1 rRNA gene is annotated in these 232 nt (G+C 44.8%); it reads left to right on the top strand.

What is annotated here, in order from left to right:
* Positions 1-186, top strand: a 23S ribosomal RNA gene (locus tag H5117_RS20515); the annotation flags it as partial.
* Positions 187-232 lie beyond the last annotated feature (46 nt).

Below are 232 nucleotides of genomic sequence, written 5' to 3'. Positions count from 1 at the left end.
GTAGCTACGTTCGGAACTGATAAGCGCTGAAAGCATCTAAGCGCGAAGCAGGCCTCGAGATGAGTTCTCACTAGACTTTTAAAGTCTCTGAAGGGCCGTTGAAGACTACAACGTTGATAGGCAAGATGTGGAAGTGGTGTGAGCCATTAAGCTAACTTGTACTAATTACCCGTGAGGCTTAACCATACAACGCCAAACGCGTTTTATGCGACAGTTTGACAGAAGTTAATAT

The organism is Pseudoalteromonas sp. SG45-1 (assembly GCF_014164135.1).
GTDB classification, from domain to species: domain Bacteria; phylum Pseudomonadota; class Gammaproteobacteria; order Enterobacterales; family Alteromonadaceae; genus Pseudoalteromonas; species Pseudoalteromonas distincta.
This window is presented reverse-complemented; position numbering and strand designations above follow the sequence as displayed.